Origin of the sequence: Mesorhizobium sp. M7A.F.Ca.US.006.04.2.1, from assembly GCF_004022915.1 — a bacterium.
In the GTDB taxonomy this organism is placed as follows: domain Bacteria; phylum Pseudomonadota; class Alphaproteobacteria; order Rhizobiales; family Rhizobiaceae; genus Mesorhizobium; species Mesorhizobium ciceri.
In genome coordinates, this window is record NZ_RZQA01000514.1 from 1 (window position 1) to 4761 (window position 4761).

General features: G+C 59.0%; 7 protein-coding genes. 6 read left to right on the top strand and 1 reads right to left on the bottom strand.

The genetic code is table 11. The features are described 5' to 3' along the window. Positions 1 to 387: hypothetical protein (locus EN925_RS24030; protein WP_245487287.1), on the top strand; the 387-nt coding region annotated here is incomplete at its 5' end. Between the two features lie 439 nt (positions 388 to 826). Beyond that, on the top strand, positions 827 to 1324 hold the full coding sequence (locus EN925_RS24040) for a metallophosphoesterase family protein (RefSeq protein ID WP_127368948.1): 498 nt from the start codon (positions 827 to 829) through the stop codon (positions 1322 to 1324). Positions 1325 to 1572: 248 nt separating this feature from the next. Here EN925_RS24040 and EN925_RS24045 read toward each other — a convergent pair whose 3' ends face one another. Continuing rightward, positions 1573 to 2004, bottom strand: a complete 432-nt coding sequence (locus EN925_RS24045; RefSeq protein ID WP_127368947.1) for a hypothetical protein — start codon at positions 2002 to 2004, stop codon at positions 1573 to 1575. A 187-nt stretch (positions 2005 to 2191) separates the two neighbouring features. On the opposite strand from EN925_RS24045, the gene EN925_RS24050 reads away from it, so the two are divergent. The 4 genes from EN925_RS24050 to EN925_RS24070 all read left to right on the top strand — a co-directional run. Further along, a complete protein-coding gene (locus tag EN925_RS24050) occupies positions 2192 to 2497 on the top strand; it encodes a hypothetical protein (protein ID WP_127296085.1) in 306 nt (101 codons plus the stop codon). Positions 2498 to 2870: 373 nt separating this feature from the next. Then, positions 2871 to 3134 carry a hypothetical protein gene (locus EN925_RS24060; RefSeq protein WP_127368945.1) on the top strand — a complete coding sequence of 88 codons (264 nt, stop codon included), beginning with the start codon at positions 2871 to 2873 and terminating at the stop codon, positions 3132 to 3134. Positions 3135 to 4104: 970 nt separating this feature from the next. Then, positions 4105 to 4314, top strand: coding sequence for a hypothetical protein (locus tag EN925_RS24065; protein WP_127296082.1), 210 nt, complete (start codon positions 4105 to 4107; stop codon positions 4312 to 4314). Positions 4315 to 4536: 222 nt separating this feature from the next. Continuing rightward, on the top strand, positions 4537 to 4761 hold a 225-nt coding region (locus EN925_RS24070), incomplete at its 3' end, for a hypothetical protein (RefSeq protein ID WP_128336984.1).

Sequence of the window (4761 nt, forward strand, 5' to 3'; positions counted from 1 at the left end):
GTCGTACGTTGTGCGATTCACTGCGTAGGAGTTCACAACATGCCGATAACAACCCGGAAGCAAAAGAGCGACTTTGCCAATGACAAACCCATCCCCGAGGAGGATGCTGCCGTACTCGAGAGCATCGCCGGCCACGAGGATAGACACGGTGCGGGACCGGGCGTTTTGGGGTCCCACGACATCGAACAGCCGATCGGCGCGCAGCCTCGAAGCGAGATCACGGGCCGTCACGACGAGGGAGCCGGCGCAAATGAAACGGTCGACGGGTTGAGCGACACCGAAGAGATGACCCGCAGCTTCGCGGAAGACATCCCCACGGGATTAAGCGAAGGAGATGATGAAGACGTTCCGGTTTTTGAGCGAGGGCGGACCAGAACGGATCTTTGAACCAACGACAATGCTTCGCCCGCCGGCTCGGTGGCGTGGCCCTTAGAAGCGCCTCAGACTGGCTCACCCAAAAAACGCACCGCCGATCCCTCCCCACGCCGGCATGGAATTTATACAAACCCAGGAACGACATCAGGCGGCGGCGCTCAGCAGATTAGCAGATCCGAGGGGGAACAACCCGCCACGGTGATGGTTCGGTGGCATCAAAAAGTGATTGGGAACGATGGGTAAGAAGCCCAAACAGCCCTCAGAAGCCACGGCGGATCGTGAACAGGCGATCGAAGCGCTCTACTTTGCGCGCAAGTGCGGCCTCACCAAGGAGGAGGCACTCAAGATGCTCAGGGAAGCCCAAATCAGGATCGATGATGGACCCAAAAGGAGCTCCGGCAACCGAACTTAGAAGCGATCGTCGATCGCTCGTCTCAGCCAGCGGCGGCGCATGATCTTCTTCACCTCCGACACGCATTTCAACGATCCCCGTATTCTGCGGCTTGCCCCCCGCCCCTTCAGTTCATTGGCGGGGCATGACCAAGCACTGATTGAACTTTGGAACGAGACTGTTGCTCCAAGCGACGAGGTTTGGCACCTCGGCGACTTCGCCAAGGGATCTGCCGAGACAGTGTCTTCGCTGCTGTCCCGTCTCCACGGCACCAAGCACCTGATCATCGGCAACAACGACGGCGTGGTAACGCTCGGCGCTTCGGCTTGGGCTAGCGTGCAACACTACAAGGAGCTAACTGTCGAGGGCAGTTTCCTGGTTCTTTGCCACTACCCGTTCCGCACCTGGAACCAGATCGGCAAGAAATCAATAAACCTGCACGGCCATTCTCATGGCCGGCTGAAGCCAATGACGCGCCAGCACGATGTCGGGGTCGACGCCTGGGATTTTCGCCCAGTGACTTTTGCTGCCATTCAGGCCAGGCGCCGCCGAGGTTAGCGCAGCAGATGGCCGAACGATCGACGTCGTCACGTGGTGATGCTAGCCGCAAAGAAGAATCCAGAATCCCGCCCCAGGCGTATGCAGCCTTGCCTGGACTGCAGTAAAGCGGGACCGAGGAGCGCGCCACCCGTCTGCACAGCCGTCACTACCTTGGGACAGGCGTCGGCCCCGTCGTCACCACGGCGGAGCGCTGGCGCGCCAGTCGTTCATCTCGGAACGAGCTTCAATCGCCGTCCTTGGCGACCTCAGTGCCACATTCTCTCTCTAACCCACTTAAGAAACCTGTTCCCTCCGATTGACCGACGGACTCTAGCGGCAGCCCACTGCCCTCTGAACATGGTTCCGACATGGCAACTGCAGACGATGCCATGCAATTCCCCGTCAGACAGTTCGAAGAAGCGTTTTGCTTCCCCATAGGTGTCATCCTTCAGGCCCAACGCACGCAGTAGCGGGTCCTCGAAAGCCACTGTAATCGGCGAGCCCTCGCCGCGCGCTGCGTCGCGAGCTTCCCGCTTCAGATACTCAGTGCCGGTAAGCGCTCTCAGGCGTCGCTCGGGATGTTGTTCCAGCAACTCAGCCCAGCGCTCGATGCGCTGTTGGCGGGTCATGATCGGGTATGTCGACAGGGGTTCTACTTCTGCAATTGTCTGCAGTTGGCTTAGAGTTTGGTGTTCCATCGTCGGCTCCTTTTGATTGAAGTCCCTTCCCCACAAAAATTATCGCGCACCGAGGCGCTGACAAGAGCTGATAAGGCGGCCTTACCCGAGAATGGATCGCGATGACTGCGTGCTGACCTTCAGGAACCAAAGCGCGCAAACGATGTTTATTGACCGAAGGGCATCTTAATTCCTTGGAGAGTTGAAAATGAGAACCACCCTGATTCTGGGCGCGCTGGCCCTTTGCCTGGCCGCCCCTGCCGTGGCTTCGGCGGACTCAATCGTCATCACCACGAACAAGCATCACCGTCACCATAACAACCGCATTGCCGTCATCAACGAGGATGGAGCTCGCCTTCACCATCGCCGTCACGGCACGGAAGCCTTTTACGACAACGGCCAGCGCCATTGGCATCGCAAGCACCATCGCCGCGATCACGTGGTCGTCACCACGGGCTCGATCGAACGCCGCCATCACCGGCGCCACGTGATCATCGAGGACAACGACGACTAAGATAAGTCGTTTGCCTGGCTCCTGTTAAAAACTGGGAGCCGGGTCGCGATTGCTCTTGTTGGCCGGAACCAAACAGAACAGACGTACTTTATCGGTCGAAGGGACCGCAACCGAATTGGAAGCGCAACAATGGCTGAAAGTCTTGATTTCGAACTTGGACGTGCAAGGTTACGCGTCAAACGAGCCGAGAAATCGCTGTCGCGCGCGAAGGAGGAAACGGACCGGGAAAATGGCGTCGCAGTCAATATTGCCTTGTGCTGCAGGATTCGGGCAGCCCGACACTGCGTTATGGAGGCCGGGAGCGCCAAACCAGCATCGTTACGGGGCGTCATCAAATGACCTCCTATCGCAATGAAACGGAGGATTTGTCGTCATGACAATATTGTTTGAGCCGCTGGACTCGGACTATCACAAGCGCAGCGTGCTTTATCACGCGACGCGGTTGTCGATGCTACACGATCGAATGCTGATGCGTTTCGACAAGGTAGACGAAGCGGCCGATAAGGTTGAAGCCGCAGCGGCCGTGCTGGTCGATATCACCCACGGCTCTGCCGTCGAGGCGTTCCAAGACTCGGTGTTGCGGAATTCGCCGGCAGGTTTCCTTCGGATGGAAACGGGTCAGACCCTCGGGCTCTGAGCTGCGAGGAATGGCGCAAGCGCTTCCGCAGCTATGAGGGCCGACTAGCGAGGTCGCGCATCACGCGCCCGATGGGCGGGCTCTCGCGCGCGCTCAGCCACGCTTGCATAGGGGTTGCAAGGGGCCGCTCAGAACCCTGCCACGTTTCGACAGCGTACGCTCTTCGCCCGTGGAGACCGGCCCTGGTCGTCCCCACTTCACGCATATGCCACCTTTCGGTGGCCATGCGGATGCCCCGTGTGCACGCTCTCGGCGTTCGATGCTTTCGCTCGCCGTGAATCGCTTCTCGGTCGGCTATTCACGAGGTGCGCCACAGCGCGGCGGGCATGCTGTTGTCGGAAATCGCCGGCAGCTATCCACCACCACCAACGGATCCTCCTCTGACCCGAGGTGAGCAGGACATTGGAATTACCCGGTGCTGCGCGACAAGCACGCGTACCTCCAGGCACTGCACGACCAGCGCAATGCGCAACATTCTGGGCTCAGCCCTTCAACGAAGTCGCGGTGAAGGACGCAAGGACAACGGTGCATACGTGGCGACCAGCCTTGAAGCGACGATTCAGGATTGCTCCTGAATGCGCTGAGCACCGTCAATGCAAGGCCGCGAGCCTTACTGGCGGCACAATCGATCTGATCCGGCTTGCGAGGCTCGTTCGTGATGATGGAACAAGGCACGATGAGCGGGCACGTACGCTTCAGTGCTCAACCAGTGCGGGTTAAGGACCGAGCGAAGCCGTGTGCCCGTTGAGGGTGGCTGCAGCATACTCTGACCGACTTCTCGCGGGCAACGTCAAGACAGGAATGGATTCGTGCTTGACATATATGTTCCCTTTTTGTTCACTGCGCATGCCGGAGAGGCCGCCCGCCAGACTTATGCTGATCATCGCAGTCCACATAAAGGCGCTCAAAGGGATAATGCTGCTCAATGGCGCTCACTACATCACGCCTACGACACGCAAGGAGAACCGAGATGGGAACGATGTACCTGGACGCCGAGGCCAAAGCCGAGCTGCACTCTGAAGCCGTGAAGCTTATCGCCCGCTACGACAGCCCACTTGAGACCGTGAAGGCGCTGATGACCTACAACTGCGAGCTAGAGACTCAGATACTCGCTATAGCCCACAGGCATCCGGGGATAGTCTCCATTGGCTATGACGATACGCCCCCCGTCGTGGGATGACTGCGTGGACATTGCGAACTGATCCCGTCCCGCCCTACGATGACGACGATAGCGCGGATGAATGGAACGAGTCCTGACGCACTCGCGGCGCTCCGCACGGCAGGGCAAGGCCGGAGGACGAAATTGCCCATAAGCTGGCCGGATGCGACTTGGTATTACGATCCCTTGCGCGACAACCGGCAGTGTGAATTGTTCCCGGCGTGACAGGAGTGCTCTTTGGCCATGCATGACCTTATCGTTTTCATTCAAAGCAACTCTGCGCTGGTGGCGACTAACCCGCTGGCTTTTGCTACGTCTGCCGTATTGTTCGGCGGCGGCGGCTTTGCCGTTGGGCGCTATTTCCTTGCGGAGCGAATTGCCAATCTGGAAAGCCGGATTGCGAGGCGGGACGAGGAGATCACGGACCTGAAGGCCAAGCAGAAAGCACCGGAGCGGGAAGTCCCTGTG

Bases quoted from the DNA above. Each gene is read 5' to 3' on its own strand.
- EN925_RS24065 (WP_127296082.1), top strand. From the start codon at position 4,105: ATGGGAACGATGTACCTGGACGCCGAGGCCAAAGCCGAGCTGCACTCT.
- EN925_RS24040 (WP_127368948.1), top strand. From the start codon at position 827: ATGATCTTCTTCACCTCCGACACGCATTTCAACGATCCCCGTATTCTG.
- EN925_RS24060 (WP_127368945.1), top strand. From the start codon at position 2,871: ATGACAATATTGTTTGAGCCGCTGGACTCGGACTATCACAAGCGCAGC.
- EN925_RS24050 (WP_127296085.1), top strand. From the start codon at position 2,192: ATGAGAACCACCCTGATTCTGGGCGCGCTGGCCCTTTGCCTGGCCGCC.
- EN925_RS24045 (WP_127368947.1), bottom strand. From the start codon at position 2,004: ATGGAACACCAAACTCTAAGCCAACTGCAGACAATTGCAGAAGTAGAA.